The following is a 240-nucleotide window of genomic DNA, read 5'->3' as shown; positions in this document are numbered from 1 at the left end:
GACCGTCGCGCTGCCGACGGCCCCGGTGCCTGCCGTCGTCGTACCGCTCGTGCTTGTGGTCACGGCGTTCTTGCCGAGCGCGACCGAGCCGGCGACGTTGGCCGTCGCGCCGTTGCCGAGCGCGGTCGCGCCGCTGGCCGCCGCGGTCGCGGCGGAACCCAGCGCCGTGGCGTCGGTGCCGGCCGACGTGACGACCGAGTTGGCGCCGATCGCAACGCCCGACGTCGCCGCCGCATCGAC

At 76.7% G+C, this 240-nt stretch carries 1 protein-coding gene; it reads right to left on the bottom strand.

Annotation, left to right across the window (positions count from 1 at the left end; translation table 11 throughout):
* On the bottom strand, positions 1–240 hold a 240-nt coding region (locus SB751_RS34740), incomplete at both ends, for a hypothetical protein (protein ID WP_410749580.1).

Origin of the sequence: Cupriavidus sp. SIMBA_020 (genome assembly GCF_046535395.1) — a bacterium.
GTDB classification, from domain to species: Bacteria; Pseudomonadota; Gammaproteobacteria; order Burkholderiales; family Burkholderiaceae; genus Cupriavidus; species Cupriavidus campinensis.
This window is presented reverse-complemented; position numbering and strand designations above follow the sequence as displayed.